At 70.2% G+C, this 13,871-nt stretch carries 11 protein-coding genes and 1 tRNA gene; 10 read left to right on the top strand and 2 right to left on the bottom strand.

The window, feature by feature from the left end; genetic code table 11:
• Window positions 1-45: 45 nt before the first annotated feature.
• Together ASE15_RS08605 and ASE15_RS08600 are read left to right on the top strand one after the other, a co-directional pair.
• Window positions 46-1,890, top strand: coding sequence for an SLC13 family permease (locus ASE15_RS08605; protein WP_056653716.1), 1,845 nt, complete (start codon window positions 46-48; stop codon window positions 1,888-1,890).
• A gap of 108 nt (window positions 1,891-1,998) precedes the next feature.
• Window positions 1,999-3,480: a M17 family metallopeptidase gene (locus ASE15_RS08600; RefSeq protein WP_056762600.1), complete on the top strand. Its 1,482-nt coding sequence runs from the start codon at window positions 1,999-2,001 to the stop codon at window positions 3,478-3,480.
• 137 nt (window positions 3,481-3,617) lie between these two features.
• Here the strand turns inward: ASE15_RS08600 and ASE15_RS08595 are convergent, their stop codons facing one another.
• The gene (locus ASE15_RS08595) at window positions 3,618-5,264 is read right to left on the bottom strand and encodes an AbgT family transporter (protein WP_056762598.1); all 1,647 of its coding nucleotides are present in this window, start codon (window positions 5,262-5,264) and stop codon (window positions 3,618-3,620) included.
• 357 nt (window positions 5,265-5,621) lie between these two features.
• On the opposite strand from ASE15_RS08595, the gene ASE15_RS08590 reads away from it, so the two are divergent.
• From ASE15_RS08590 to ASE15_RS08565, 6 genes are all read left to right on the top strand, one after another.
• Window positions 5,622-5,694 (top strand) — tRNA-Trp (locus ASE15_RS08590).
• A 105-nt stretch (window positions 5,695-5,799) separates the two neighbouring features.
• Entirely contained in the window at window positions 5,800-6,075 is a 276-nt protein-coding gene (gene secE / locus ASE15_RS08585; protein ID WP_082609106.1) for a preprotein translocase subunit SecE, read from the top strand.
• Window positions 6,076-6,201: 126 nt separating this feature from the next.
• Window positions 6,202-7,005: a transcription termination/antitermination protein NusG gene (gene nusG, locus ASE15_RS08580; protein WP_056653723.1), complete on the top strand. Its 804-nt coding sequence runs from the start codon at window positions 6,202-6,204 to the stop codon at window positions 7,003-7,005.
• A 75-nt stretch (window positions 7,006-7,080) separates the two neighbouring features.
• On the top strand, window positions 7,081-7,512 hold the full coding sequence (rplK, locus tag ASE15_RS08575; protein WP_056653726.1) for a 50S ribosomal protein L11: 432 nt from the start codon (window positions 7,081-7,083) through the stop codon (window positions 7,510-7,512).
• A 125-nt stretch (window positions 7,513-7,637) separates the two neighbouring features.
• Window positions 7,638-8,354: a 50S ribosomal protein L1 gene (rplA, locus tag ASE15_RS08570; RefSeq protein ID WP_056653730.1), complete on the top strand. Its 717-nt coding sequence runs from the start codon at window positions 7,638-7,640 to the stop codon at window positions 8,352-8,354.
• Between the two features lie 326 nt (window positions 8,355-8,680).
• A complete protein-coding gene (locus ASE15_RS08565) occupies window positions 8,681-10,723 on the top strand; it encodes an alkaline phosphatase family protein (protein WP_056762595.1) in 2,043 nt (680 codons plus the stop codon).
• Between the two features lie 133 nt (window positions 10,724-10,856).
• On the opposite strand, the gene ASE15_RS08560 is transcribed toward ASE15_RS08565, so the two are convergent.
• A complete protein-coding gene (locus ASE15_RS08560; RefSeq protein WP_200960526.1) occupies window positions 10,857-12,185 on the bottom strand; it encodes a glycosyl hydrolase family 18 protein in 1,329 nt (442 codons plus the stop codon).
• 478 nt (window positions 12,186-12,663) lie between these two features.
• Between ASE15_RS08560 and ASE15_RS08555 the strand changes: the two genes are divergently transcribed.
• Entirely contained in the window at window positions 12,664-13,308 is a 645-nt protein-coding gene (locus ASE15_RS08555) for an RNA polymerase sigma factor (RefSeq protein WP_056762593.1), read from the top strand.
• On the top strand, window positions 13,305-13,802 hold the full coding sequence (locus ASE15_RS08550) for a carboxypeptidase-like regulatory domain-containing protein (RefSeq protein ID WP_068708638.1): 498 nt from the start codon (window positions 13,305-13,307) through the stop codon (window positions 13,800-13,802). Before ASE15_RS08555 ends, ASE15_RS08550 begins: the two co-directional genes overlap by 4 nt.
• Window positions 13,803-13,871: the final 69 nt, after the last annotated feature.

Here is a 13,871-nt window from a genome sequence, read left to right as displayed (position 1 = left end):
ATGTCCGCCGCGATGGCCCGCCAGGGGTCCACTACTGTCAGCCGCATGAGCGACGCCGCGATCACGCTGACCGTCCTGGGCGCAGCGGTGGTCCTCTTCGTGTGGAACAGGCTGCCGGTCGGTGTCGTGGCGCTCGCGGTCGCGCTCTCGCTCTACCTCACGGGCGTCCTCACGGTCGAGGAGTCGCTCGCGGGCTTCGGCACCCCGACCGTGATCCTCATCGCAGCGCTGTTCGTGGTCGCCGAGGCGCTCGACGCCGCAGGCATCACGGCGTGGGCGGGCCAGCAGCTGATCGACCGGGCGGGGACGAGCCCCGCCCGGCTCATGGTGCTCATGCTGGTGCTCTCGGCGGTGCTGTCCGCGCTCGTCACGCCCAACGGCGCGGTCGCGGCGCTGTTCCCCATGGTCGTGGTCCTCTCGACGCGGCTCGGCCGCTCGCCCTCGCAGCTCCTCATGCCCCTCGCGTTCGGTGCGCACGCCGGGTCGCTCCTCATGCTGACGGGCACGCCCGTCAACGTGATCGTCTCGGCGACGGCCCTCGAGGAGACAGGCACGGGCCTGGGGTTCTTCGAGTTCGCGCTGGTGGGCGTCCCGCTGCTCGCGGGGACGATCCTGGTCTGCGTGCTGTGGGGTCCGCGCCTGCTGCCGCACCGCAGCGCGCGCTCGCTCTCGCGCGACCTGACGGGCCTGCCCGCGGACCTGCTGCGCGACTACGCTCCGTCCGGCAGCATCGCGCGCCTCGCCGTGCCCGTGGGCTCACCACTCGTCGGGGTCGCGGCCGACGCGATCGACACGGGCGACCGTTCGGTGCACGCGGTCGCGGTGCAGGACCGGTCGGGTCGGCCCGCGTCGGAGGTTGCGGCGGGCGGTCAGCTCGTGGTGCGCGGCGGCCGCAGGGGGATCGACGGGTTCGCGGCCGCCAGCGGCCTGGTCGCCCCCACGGGGCCCGACGGCGAGGACGTCACCTGCGGGCTCGTGTCCCGCGAGCACGGGGTCGCCGAGGTCATCGTGCGCCCGCGCTCGGGCCTGATCGGCGAGCGCGTCTTCCCGGGCATGGTCACGGACTCGGGCGAGCTCGTGGTCCTGGCCGTGAAGCGGCTCGGGGAGGTCCTCGACCCGGCCACCGACGAGGGGGAGAACCGGCCCGCGGCCGACCCGCGCGACCACGAGGTCACGCTGCGCGCGGGCGACGCGGTGCTCCTCCAGGGGCCGTGGGACGCGCTCGACCGCCACACCGACGACCCCGACGTCCTCGTGGTCGACACCCCGGACTCGATCCGCCGCCAGGCCGCGCCGCTCGGGCGCCGGGCCGTGCCGGCGATCGTGGTGCTCGTGCTCATGGTGGCCGCGCTCGCGACGGACGTGCTGCCGGCTGCGGTCACCGCCGTGGGGGCCGCGATCGCGATGATCCTGCTGCGCGTCGTCACGACGCGCCAGGCGCAGCGTTCGATCTCGCTCACGACCGTGATCCTCGTGGCGGGCATGATCCCGCTCTCGACCGCGATCACGCAGACCGGCGCCGCGGAGATCGTCGCGACGGCGCTGATCGACGTGGTCGGCGGGGGAGGGCTGACGCTCCTGCTGCTCGGCATCTTCGTGCTGTGCGCGGTGCTCGGGCAGCTCATCAGCAACATGGCCACGGCCCTGGTCATGATCCCCATCGCAGGGTCGGTCGCGCTCGAGCTCGGGATCTCGCCCGTGCCGCTCGTGATGTGCGTCGCGGTCGCGTCCGCCGCGGCGCTCCTGACGCCCGTCGCGACGCCCGGCAACATGATGGTCATGGAACCCGGCGGCTACCGGTTCGGCGACTACTGGAAGCTCGGCCTGCCCGTGCTCGGGGTCTACCTGCTGGTCGCGGTGTTCCTCGTCCCCCTGATCTGGCGGCCGTAGGGCTCGCCCGGCACGTCCTGCACCAACCCGCACCGCACGTCCCGCACTGCACCACACCGCACTGCACCAGCCCCGGCCCCGGCCGCGGCCCGAGAGATGGAGCACGCCATGGGTGACGCACCCTTCGACCCGATCCCGTCCGACACCGCCGTACGCGCCGTCGAGGTGTCCGTCGACGCAGCGCCGGCAGGGGCCACGACCGGGGTCCTGGTGACCTCGGACGGCGACGTCCCGGCCGCGATCGGCGCCGACCGCGACGAGCTCGCCCGCTGGGGCTTCACGGGGCGTGCGGGGCAGACCCTCGCCCGCCCCTCCGCAGGGGCCGACGTGGTCGCTGTCGGCGCCGGACCGGCCGGCCGGCTCGACACCGCCGCGATCCGTGACGCCGCGGCCCACCACGCCCGGGCCGTCGCGCGCGACACGGTGGTGACGCTCTCGCTCGCGGGCACCGAGGGCCTCGACCTCGCCGAGGTCGCGAGCGCGGTCGTCGAGGGCGTCCTGCTGGGGCGCTACCGCTACGACCAGCTCCGCACCGAGCCCGCGACGGTCCCGGTCACGGGCATCGTCCTGCTCACGGACGGGGACGCGGCCGAGGCGCTCGCGGGTGCCCGGCGGGGCCTGGTCCTGGCCCGCGCGGCGCTCGTCTCGCGCGACCTCGCGAACACCCCGGCGGGCTACCTCACGGCCCCCGACCTGGCTGACGTCGCGGTGCGCCTGGGGGCCGCGAACGGCCTCGAGGTCGAGGTCTTCGACAAGGCCGCGCTGACGGAGATGGGGTGCGGCGGCATCCTCGGGGTCAACTCGGGCAGCGTCGTCGAGCCCCGCCTGGTCAGGCTGACGTACCGCGGCGGTGAGGGGCACCTCGCGTTCGTCGGCAAGGGCATCACCTACGACTCGGGCGGCATCAGCCTCAAGCCCTCGAACGCGATGCACGCGGCCATGAAGATGGACATGTCCGGGGCCGGGGCGGCGCTCGCTGCCCTCTCGGTGCTCAAGGACCTGGGCGTGGGCACGACCGTCACGGCGTACCTCGCGTGCACCGACAACATGCCCTCGGGCAGCGCGACCAAGCTGGGCGACGTCCTCACGACGCGCAGCGGCCGCACGATCGAGGTCGTCAACACCGACGCCGAGGGCCGACTGGTCATGGCCGACGCGATCGCGCTCGCGGTCGAGGACGGCGTCGACGCGATCGTCGACATCGCGACCCTCACGGGCGCGGCGCTCGCGGCGCTCGGCACGGCGCGTGCCGCGCTGCTCGGCAACGACGACGCGCTGGCCGCCCAGGTCGAGTCGGCGTCGGCCGCGACCGACGAGCGCGTCTGGCGCCTCCCGCTCGAGCACCGCTACCGGCCCCAGCTCGACTCGGACGTCGCGGACATCAAGAACCTGGGCGGGGAGTTCGCGGGGGCCATCACCGCGGCGCTGTTCCTCGCCGAGTGGGTCGGCGACGTGTCGTGGGCCCACCTCGACATCGCCGGCACCATGAAGTCGGACACCGACGACGCGGTCTGGACCAAGGGCGCCACGGGCTTCGGGGCGCGCCTTCTCGCCGAGCTCGCGGGCGCGTTCACGGTCCCGGTCGCGTAGGTCCTGTGCACAGGAGAGGCCGGACGCCCGCACTGCGGGCGCCCGGCCTCTCGTCATGTCCTCGTCGCGTCACCCGGGAGGACCCGGGGCGGGGTGTCGCGGGCCCGACGACGCACGCTCCGCCGTCGGGCCCTACCTCACTGCAGGTAGATCTCCGCCCCCGGGCCGAGCGGCAGACCCAGCAGGTACCAGCCCACGAGCAGCGCGGTCCACACGAGCAGCAGCGCGACGGTGTACGGCAGCATGAGCGAGATGATCGAGCCCACGCCGACCTTCTTGCGGTACCGCTCGGCGAAGATCACGATGAGCGCGAAGTACGGCATGAGCGGGGTCGCGACGTTGATCGGCGAGTCGCCCACGCGGTAGGCCGCGACCGCGAGGTCGGGCGAGATGCCGAGCTGGATGAACAGCGGCACGAAGATCGGGGCGAAGATCGCCCACTTCGGCACCACGCCGCCGATGAAGATGTCGATCACGGCCGTCATCGCGATGAGGCCGATGATGAGCGGGACCGTCCCGAGGTTCGCCTGCTCCAGGGCGTCGGCCATGTTCACGGCCGCGACCGTGCCCAGGTTCGAGTAGTTGAAGTAGGCGATGAACTGGCTGATGATCAGCAGCAGGAAGATCAGCCCGGACAGGCCCGCGATCGTCTTCGTCATGGGGTTGATGACGTCCATGCTGTTCTTGATCGTCCCGGCGCCCTTGCCGTAGCACAGGCCCATGACGAAGAAGTAGATCAGGATCAGGAAGATGATGCTGCCCATGAGGGGCGAGCCCTCGATGAGGCTGCCCGTCTCGGGGTTGCGCAGCGGCCCCCAGGACGGGAGCGTCAGCAGCAGGATGAACGCGGTGACGCCGATCAGGCCGAACCCGGACCACTTGAGCCCGCGCTTCTCCGCGGCGGTCAGCTCGCCCGAGGGGGCCGGGGCGGCGGCCCCGCCAGAGTCGTGGTCGTCGGCCGCGGGGGCCTCGTCCTCCCGGTAGGTGCCCAGGCGGGGCTCGACGAACTTCTCGGTCACGAGCGTCGCGACCAGGGTCACCACGATGGTCGAGACGATCGAGAAGTAGAGGTTGCCCGTGATCGAGACGTGCTGCGCGGGGTCCGCGATCGACTCGTTGGTGATCTCGGCGAGCATGCCGTCGATCGGGGTGATGAGCAGGTTCACGCCGAACCCGCCGCCCACGCCCGCGAACGCCGCTGCCAGACCCGCGAGCGGATGTCGGCCGAGCGTGTGGAACACCGCGGCCGCCAGCGGGATGAGGACCAGGTAGCCCGCGTCGGTCGCGATCGAGGACAGCACGCCGAGGAACACCACGATGAGCGTGATGAAGCGCGCCGGCGTGACCTTGACGAGGCGCTTGATGAAGGCGCCGATCAGGCCGACCTCCTCGGCGAGGCCCACGCCGATCATGGCGACCACGATCACGCCGACGACGCCGAACCCGTTGAAGTTCTCGACGGGCGACGTGAAGATGAACCGGATCCCGTCGGCGCTCAGGAGCGACTCGACCGAGACCGTGACCTGCTCCACGTGGGGGTCTTCGCTCTGGTAGGGCGCGTCCCCGATGAGCTCCTCGCCGCTCGGCTCGACCTGCTCGGCGACCTGCGCCTGGTCGAACGTGACCGAGGTCCCGGCGAGGTAGAACGCGTGCGAGAGCACGATGATGAGGGCGATGAGGCCCAGGAAGATGATGGCGGGGTGCGGGACCTTGTTCCCCACCCGCTCGATCCCGTCGAGCATGCGCTCGAGGGGGGTGCGTCGTACGACCGCGGCTTCCGACATGTCGCCCTCTCATGTCCCGATCGCCTCGTGCGGGGTGCGCGAGGACTCGGGGGTAAGTATTGCGAGGAGATCGTGTGGATGTGGGGTGAATCACCGGGAGCGGGCGATCGAATGCCGGACGAGCGGGTGAGATCTGCGGGCCGTCGTCTAGCGTGGGTCCTGAAGGACGGTCGCGAGCGGGTGCCGAGGGGTGCCTCGCGGGCGGTCACCCGGTGGGGCCGGACGGGCTCCGACGGGACGTGACGAGGGCCGGTTCGACCACGGCGCTCGGTTCGCGTACAGTATTCCTTCGGTGGCAGGTGCCCACCCGATGATCTCTGCCTTCTGGGTAGGTTCGCGGGGTGGCATCGATCACGAAGGGCAGTGGCGCAATTGGTAGCGCAGCGGTCTCCAAAACCGCAGGTTGCAGGTTCGAGCCCTGTCTGCCCTGCAAGGCGTCGTCCTCCTCGGGGGCGTGCGCGTAGTCCGGTAACGGGTTACACCACGAAAGGTCAGCATCGGTTTCGGTTTCAACGTCACGTAGTGGGGATGAACAGTGAGCGAATCGCCATCAGAGGCGCTGGGTGCTGAAGGCGTGCGCGCCGGCGGTGACAAGAACAAGGGCGACGCGAAGAAGGGCAACATCTTCTCGCGGATCGCCCTGTTCGTCCGCCAGGTGATCGCCGAGCTCAAGAAGGTCGTCACCCCCACTCGTTCCGAGCTGATCACCTACACCACCGTCGTCCTCGTCTTCGTGGCCGTGGTCATGGCGTTCGTGACGGTGCTCGACCTCGGGATCGGCAAGGCCGTCCTGTGGGTCTTCGGGGACTGATTCCCGGAGGGCGCCTCGTGCCGCGAGCATCTCGCGGCACCGCACGAGTACGCGCCCGGAGCGCGAGGACCGTGAGCGGTCCCGTCAATAGCATGTTCGAGTAGTCAGTAGAAAGCAGGTTCGTTCGTGTCCCAGGAGTCGCTGGACCAGGCGGAGAACGTCGATCCCACCGAGCCCGTCGCCGAAGGCGCCGAGGTCGAGCTCGACGCACCCGAGGCTGCCATCGACGAGGTCGAGGCGGACGACGAGGAGCTGGACACCGAGACGGACGAGGAGCCGGCCGAGGCCGACGACGAGCCCCGTGTCGACGAGGACGGCGACATCCTCGACGACCTCGACCCGGTCGAGGAGTTCAAGAAGGACCTGCGCACCAAGCCGGGCGACTGGTTCGTGATCCACTCCTACGCGGGCTACGAGAACCGTGTGAAGGCCAACCTGGAGAACCGCATCCAGAGCCTGAACATGGAGGACTACATCTTCCAGATCGAAGTCCCCATGGAAGAAGTCGCGGAGATCAAGAACGCGCAGAAGAAGATCGTCCGTCGCGTCCGCATCCCCGGCTACGTCCTGGTCCGCATGGACCTGACCGACGAGTCGTGGGGCGCCGTGCGTCACACGCCCGGTGTCACGGGCTTCGTGGGCCACACCCACCAGCCGGTGCCGCTGACGCTCGACGAGGTCTTCTCGATGCTCGCCCCGACGATCGAGCCCAAGGCCGAGGCCGGCAAGCCCGCCGCGTCGGCCAAGGCCCCCTTCGAGGTCGACTTCCAGGTCGGCGAGTCGGTCACCGTCACGGACGGTCCGTTCGACACGCTCCCCGCGACGATCTCCGAGATCAACGCCGAGGGCCAGAAGCTCAAGGTCCTCGTCTCCATCTTCGGCCGGGAGACCCCGGTCGAGCTGTCGTTCAACCAGGTCGCCAAGATCTGATCCTGCTCGACGGCAGTACCTGCAACCGGGTCATCGCCCACGGCGTCGGCCCAGACACAGAAAGCACGGAATCTCATGCCTCCCAAGAAGAAGGTCTCTGGGCTGATCAAGCTCCAGATCCAGGCCGGTGCAGCAACCCCCGCCCCGCCGATCGGCCCCGCGCTCGGTCAGCACGGCGTCAACATCATGGAGTTCTGCAAGGCGTACAACGCGGCGACCGAGTCGCAGCGCGGCAACGTCATCCCCGTGGAGATCACGGTCTACGAGGACCGCTCGTTCACCTTCATCACCAAGACCCCCCCGGCAGCCGAGCTCATCAAGAAGGCCGCCGGCGTGGACAAGGGTTCGCCCACCCCGCACACGGTCAAGGTCGCGAAGCTGACCTCCGCCCAGGTGCGCGAGATCGCTCAGACCAAGCTCGAGGACCTCAACGCGAACGACCTCGACGCTGCGTCGCTCATCATCGCGGGCACCGCTCGCTCCATGGGCATCACGGTCGAGGGCTGACCCAGCTCCACCCCCAGCCTCCGGGCTGAACCTCATTTTTCATGAGCCCGCCGGTCCTCGACCGGCAGGCAGTGGCAGGGTCCGCGCGGATCCGTAGACCACGACTGCTCGACAAGGAGAAGCAGATGGCAACGCGCAGCAAGGCATACCGCGCCGCCGCGGAGAAGATCGACCGCGACGAGCTCTACACCCCGCTCCAGGCGGTTCGTCTCGCCAAGGAGACGTCGCCCACCAAGTACGACGCGACCGTCGAGGTCGCGTTCCGTCTCGGTGTCGACCCCCGCAAGGCGGACCAGATGGTCCGTGGAACGGTCAACCTGCCTCACGGCACCGGTAAGACCGCCCGCGTCCTGGTCTTCGCGAACGGCGAGAAGGCGGAGCAGGCTCGTGCAGCCGGCGCCGACATCGTCGGTGGCGACGAGCTCATCGAGAAGGTCGCCGCCGGCTACACGGACTTCGACTCCGCTGTCGCGACGCCCGACCTCATGGGCAAGGTCGGTCGCCTCGGTAAGGTCCTCGGCCCCCGTGGTCTGATGCCGAACCCGAAGACCGGCACCGTGACCATGGATGTCGCGAAGGCCGTCGAGGACATCAAGGGCGGAAAGATCGAGTTCCGCGTCGACAAGCACTCGAACCTCCACTTCATCATCGGCAAGGTCTCGTTCGACGAGAAGGCGCTCGTGGAGAACTACGCGGCAGCGATCGAAGAGGTCCTGCGTCTGAAGCCGTCCTCCTCCAAGGGCCGCTACATCAGCAAGGCGACGCTCTCGACGACGATGGGCCCCGGCATCCCCGTGGACCCGTCCAAGGCGACGAAGCTCCTCGAGGACGACGCGGCCTGATCAGCCCGTTCTCTTCCTGACCGACGGCGTCTCTCCCCTCACGGGGAGGGGCGCCGTCGGTCTTTTCGTCGTCGGGCGGGACGGGCGGACGTGCCGGTCCGTGCGGTGCTGCCTGCCGTCGTCGGGCGTCGTTGAAATGTCTGGTATGTGCAGCAGGTGGCCCGATCCGGGGCCCGCCCGACGCAGACGTTCACGGCCCCGATCGTCCCGGTTCATCCCTGGTCTGCCTGGCGCGGTCAGAGTGAGGCCTGTCTGGACAGGTGAGTCTCGCGGCTCGTCCGGACACCGCATCCATGACGTGCACCATGACGACTGAAGGGTTGGACATGCGCAAGATCGCACACCTGGCACTCGCCGGGTCGCTGGCAGCAGGGACGTTCCTCGTCCCGGCCGCCGCCTTCGCCGCCGACGGCGAAGCCCCCGTCCTGCAGGGAACTCGTACGGACAAGACCCTCGTGATCGGGCTCGACGGGGCTCGGCTCGACAAGATCGAGGCGGCCTCGACCCCCACCCTCCACGCGCTCATGCAGCGCGGGACCTCGGGTCACAGCCTCCTGTACGCCACGAGCGACGCACCCGAGGTGAGCCAGCGCGGCGCCCAGACGGTGTCCGGCGCGGGCTGGTCGACGATCCTCACGGGCGTGTGGACGGACAAGCACAACGTCCGCGACAACACCTTCGCGGGCAAGAACTACGCGCAGTACCCGAGCTTCCTCGATCGCCTCGAGCAGGTCGACCCGAGCATTGCGACGTTCGCGGCCTCGACCTGGGCCCCGATCACGTCGTCGGCGAGCAACGGCGACATCGTCTCCGACGGGATCGACCTGCGCATCGCGACGGGCTCGGACGTCAAGACCGAGCAGGCCGCGATCACCTACCTCGGGACGCAGAACCCCGACGTGGCGTTCCTCCACCTCGACGACATCGACGGCGCCGGTCACAGCCACGGCGCGGACGCGGCCCAGTACGCCGCCGAGCTCGAGGTCCAGGACGCACGCATCGGCCGCATCCTCGCCGCGATCGACGCGCGGCCCACGCGGGGGGCCGAGAGCTGGAACATCATCGTGACGGCCGACCACGGCCACCTGCCGAAGGGCGGGCACGGCGGCCGGGCGCAGACCGAGCGCGCGACGTTCGTCATCGCCGCGGGCGACGGCATCGAGCCGCGCGGTCGCCAGGAGAACCTCGCGATCACCGACATCGCGCCGACGGTCATGCGGCAGGCCGGTGTCGCGGTGGACCCTGCGTGGGGGCTCGACGGCACCCCGATCGGCGACGACGTCTCCGACGACTTCGACTCCCTGCGCCCCGCGCTCGCGCCCCGGGTCGACGAGACGGGCGTCCCGGCCGGGACGCTCGGCTTCACGACGACGCCCCCGACGGGCTGGAGCGTCGACAACTCGGCCATGCCGTCGGGTGGCGTGACCGAGTGGCGCGGTTGGTCGTTCACGACCCAGACGTTCTGGTCGGCGGCCGAGGCGGGCCAGGCGCGGGAGAACTTCACGCGTGGGCGCGACGTGATCGCGGTCGCCGACTCGGACGAGTGGGACGACAAGGCCCACGGTGCGGGGAAGTTCGACTCGACGCTCGTCACGCCCGACTACGCGGTCGCGGGCAAGGAGCAGGCCGTGCTGACGTTCGAGCACTCGTACCGTCATGACCGCGTGCAGGTCGCGGAGGTCCTCGTGAGCTTCGACGGCGCCGCCCCGGTCCAGGTGGCCTCGTTCCCCGCGAGCGACAACGGGAAGCGCGCGATCGTCACCGACGTCCCGGCCGGGGCGAGGACCGCGCAGTACCGCTTCCACTACAGCGGCACGAACGACTGGTTCTGGGCTCTCGACCAGGTGCGGTTCGCGGCGCAGGGCGAGACCGACCCCGCGGGTGCCGAGGGCATCGCGCTCGAGGCCGTCGTGGAGGAGGTCGTGACGGAGGGCAAGCTCTCGATGACCGTCGCGGGCGACGGCGCGCCCGTGCGGCTCGCGGGTGGGCTCGACGGCGACCACCTGGCGTACACCGCGGCGCTGCCCGTCGTGAGCGTCTCGGACACGCGTCGTGACGCTGCGGGCTGGGCCGTCTCGGGCCAGTCGACCGCGTTCTCGGCGGGGTCGACGACGTTCGGCGCGGACCGGCTCGGCTGGGCACCGCGCCTGGTCGTCGACAAGCCGGGCGTGACCGCCGGGCCGCGCATCTCCTCTGCGCAGGGCGGGGGAGCAGGGCTGTCGACGCCGCAGACGCTCGCGGGGGCCGACGCGATCGGCCGCAAGGGCACGAGCGACGTCACGGCCGACCTCGCTCTCGAGCTGCCGGCCGACACCGCTCCCGGCTCCTACGGAGCGACGCTGACGGTCTCGCTCTTCCCGGTCGACTGACGTCCCGCGCCGCGCTGCCGCTCGCCCCCTTGCGGCCGGCAGCACGGAGCCGCCCGGCTCTCCTTCCCTGGGGAGGAGAGCCGGGCGGCTCGGTCGTCACGGTGACGGTACCGCCGTCACCGGGGACGGGGACTCAGCAGGCGCCGAGGTCCTTCCACACGCCCCAGTCGCTCGGGGCGGGGGCGTCGCCGCGGGTCCACCACTTGGCCTGCCAGGTGCGGCCGTTGTGGGCGACGGTGTTGCCGCCGGTGTAGATGCTCGAGGCGTCCCACGCCGCGGCCGAGCAGGTGCCCGAGCCGCCCGTGCTGCCGCCCGTGGTCCCGCCGGTCGGGTCGGTGCCGCCGGTGGGGTCGCCGCCCGTGGGGTCGCCGCCGGTGCTGCCGCCGGTCGGGTCGGTGCCGCCGCCGCCCGAGCCGGTGCCGAGGCGGGCGCCCACCGCGGTGGCGAGCGCGTAGTTGTTCTTCTTGTCCCAGTTGATCGACCAGGTCATGACGCCGCCGATCTTGCCGTACGGAGTGGCTGGCTTGAACGTGCCGCAGCCCGTCCCGGTCTCGAGGCAGTCGACGGCCTTGATGACGTTGGCGATGGGCTGGTAGCCGCCGCCGGCAGCGGCCTGGACCGCGGGGACGCCGATGCCGACCTGGTCGGGGCGCAGGCCCATCTCGAGCTGGATGCAGCTGAGCGAGGTGAGGAAGTCGATGCTGCCCTGGCTGTAGACCTGCTGGTTGCAGCCCATCATGGCGCCCGAGTTGTAGTACTGGGTGTTGACGATCGTCAGGATGTCCTTGATCGCGAGCGTGAGCTGGTAGTACCCCATCGAGGTGGCCTGGTAGTCGATGGTCTGCGGTGCCATCGCGATGATGAGGTTCGGTCCGGTCTTGGCCGAGAGCTGGTGCAGCGCGCTCGACATGTACGTCGCGTTGATGCCGTGCTCGAGGTCGATGTCGACGCCGTCGAACCCGTACTCCTGCATCAGGCCGTACGCGGTGTCTGCGAAGTTCTTCGCCTCGGTCGCGTTGGAGACGATCACGTTCCCCTTCTCACCGCCGACCGACAGGATGACCTTGCGGCCCTGCGCCCGGATCGCGGCGATGTCGGCCTTGAACTGGGGCACCGTGTACCCGTTGAGCTCGGCGCTCGACAGGTTGAACGTGATGCCACCGGGCGTGCCGGTCAGGTTGTCGGCGAACGCGACCGCGACGAGGTTGTACGCAGCCGGGATGTCGCTCAGCGGCATGACGACCGAGCCGTTGTTGAAGTTGTGCCAGTAGCCCGTGAGCCACTGGTGGCCGGGAGCGGCTGCGGCGGCGACCGTCGCCGGCTGGGCGGCGGGCAGCGGTGCGGCCTGGGCGCTCGTGCCGGCGAGCGCGAGGCCGCCGAGCGCGACGGTCGCGGCGGTCAGCGCCGCGAGCAGACGAGCCGGACGGCGGGTGCCGTCGGCGGGGTGGCGAAGGGTTCTCACGTGTAGCTCCTCTAGCAGGGGGTCCGGGACGTCGTCGTCTCACCGGGACCGTCGGAGTGGACCGGTCGTGGTCGGTCAGGCCGACCGTACGTGACCTGGGTCACGCGTGTGATGAGGGATTCCACGACTCTCTGCGCCCTGTCCATACGTGGATCCCCGTACGGGTCACGTACCCGTAGAGGCTCTGCGAGCCTGCCCGACGGCGCGGCGGGGGCCGGGGCCGCGCGGTCGCCCGAGGCGTCGGCGAGATCGTTCGGGAAAGATCTCACGAACGTGTATCAAACGCGACGAACCCCCCTCTCTCCCAGCAGGAGGAGGTCCGACGACCAGTCGGCCTGTCCGTCGAGAGTGCCGCGAGAGCGGGTCGGAGGGAGGTGCTGCTATGGCGGAAATGCTTGTCCCACCTGCACGAACACCTCTAGACTCGGGTTCCCCCGAAGTACCCGAGCACGACCGAGAGCAGACGGCGCACCCAGCCATGACACGGATCACCGAGGACGTCCCGGAAGTCGACGAACCGGAGGTGAGCCTCGGCGATCGAGCCGCGGCTGCTCTCCTCGACTACCGGGAGGGCAAGCACCAGGCACTGGCCGACTTCGTGAAGGAGGCGACCCCGCTGCTGTGGCACACGGCGCGGGCGCAGGGTGCCGACCGAGAGCACGCCGACGACGTGGTCCAGAACACCTGGATGGCGCTCGTGCGCAACGCTCACACCATCCAGGAGCCGCACGCGGTGCTCAAGTGGCTCCTCGTGACCGCCAAGCGCGGTGCGTGGGAGGTGGTCCGCAAGCAGCGCGACGACCAGAAGCGCCGCACCGAGCTTCCCGACGACCTGCTCGACGGCCCTGTCGGCGCACTGCCGTCCTCGGACCCCACCCCCGAGACCCAGGTCCTCGAGGTGGAGCGAGACCGCCACCTGTGGCGGGCCGTCCTCCAGCTGCCGGACCGCTGCCAGCGGCTGCTCCGGCTGATCTCGTTGGCGGACCGCCCTGACTACAAGTACATCTCGAGCGCCATCGGTATGCCGGTGGGAAGCATCGGATCCAACCGCGGGCGCTGCCTGGCCAAGCTCCGCGACATCATGGAAAGCGATCAGGGGGACAGGACATGGGAAACATCATGAGCGCGCCGATCGGATACAGCCCCGACGACCCGTTGGACACGGTCGACCTCGAGATCTTGGCGGATCTCGCTCGGATCAGCATGACGCTCGATCCGGTACCTGAGGGTCTCGTCGAGAGGTCGCTCTTCGCGATCACGCTGGCCGGCCTCGAGGCCGAGGTCATGGAGCTCGAGTACGTGCGCGTACCGGAGATGTCCGTCCGCGGTGAGGCGCCGCCGGTCGAGGCGCGGACCATCACGTTCACGGCCGAGTCGCTGACCGTGATGATCACGCTCTCGACCCGGGACGACACCAGGATCAGGATCGACGGCTGGGCTGCGCCCGCCGGAGAGCTGACGGTCGAGCTGCACCGCCCGGACGGGATGGTCTCGACGACCACCGACGAGGACGGCCGATTCGTGTTCGAGGACGTCGCCCCCGGCCCGGCGAGCCTCCTGCTGCGGACCCCCGGTGCGGACGGCGACGCAGTGACCACGCCCATCATCGAGCTGTAGCGATCTCGCGACATCTTCTTCACGCGCCGGCGGCCCACCCCTCGGCGGTAGTCCCCTTCGTGCATTGGA

The organism is Oerskovia sp. Root22, assembly GCF_001429135.1.
Taxonomy (GTDB): Bacteria; Actinomycetota; Actinomycetes; order Actinomycetales; family Cellulomonadaceae; genus Oerskovia; species Oerskovia enterophila.
This window is presented reverse-complemented; position numbering and strand designations above follow the sequence as displayed.

What these genes read in the sequence shown, in the direction of transcription:
- ASE15_RS08605 (WP_056653716.1), top strand. Translation starts at nt 46, where the DNA reads ATGAGCGACGCCGCGATCACGCTGACCGTCCTGGGCGCAGCGGTGGTC.
- ASE15_RS08600 (WP_056762600.1), top strand. Translation starts at nt 1,999, where the DNA reads ATGGGTGACGCACCCTTCGACCCGATCCCGTCCGACACCGCCGTACGC.
- ASE15_RS08595 (WP_056762598.1), bottom strand. Translation starts at nt 5,264, where the DNA reads ATGTCGGAAGCCGCGGTCGTACGACGCACCCCCCTCGAGCGCATGCTC.
- rplK (WP_056653726.1), top strand. Translation starts at nt 7,081, where the DNA reads ATGCCTCCCAAGAAGAAGGTCTCTGGGCTGATCAAGCTCCAGATCCAG.
- rplA (WP_056653730.1), top strand. Translation starts at nt 7,638, where the DNA reads ATGGCAACGCGCAGCAAGGCATACCGCGCCGCCGCGGAGAAGATCGAC.
- ASE15_RS08565 (WP_056762595.1), top strand. Translation starts at nt 8,681, where the DNA reads ATGCGCAAGATCGCACACCTGGCACTCGCCGGGTCGCTGGCAGCAGGG.
- ASE15_RS08555 (WP_056762593.1), top strand. Translation starts at nt 12,664, where the DNA reads ATGACACGGATCACCGAGGACGTCCCGGAAGTCGACGAACCGGAGGTG.
- ASE15_RS08550 (WP_068708638.1), top strand. Translation starts at nt 13,305, where the DNA reads ATGAGCGCGCCGATCGGATACAGCCCCGACGACCCGTTGGACACGGTC.